1 pseudogene is annotated in these 288 nt (G+C 46.9%); it reads left to right on the forward strand.

The window, feature by feature from the left end:
* A pseudogene (locus ACXAG7_RS20125) lies at window positions 1-288 on the forward strand (hypothetical protein); the annotation flags it as partial.

Genomic DNA, 288 nt, shown 5'->3' on the forward strand with positions numbered 1-288 from the left:
AATGGTATGCAGCGTCAACTGGAGGAACTGCCTTAGCAGGAACAACAGCGTTGAGTACAGGAACCTACTATGCATCACAAACAGTAAGTAGTTGTGAGAGTAGCAGAACCTCAGTAAGTATAACAGTAAACACAACACCAAGTGCACCAACAGCAAGCGCACAAGCATTCTGTAGTGCCGATAGTCCAACAGTAGCGGATTTAGTAGCTACGGGAACAGGAATCCAATGGTATGCGGCGTCAACTGGAGGAACTGCCTTAGCAGGAACAACAGCATTGAGTACAGGAA

This window comes from Tenacibaculum sp. AWR4_210 (genome assembly GCF_056160945.1).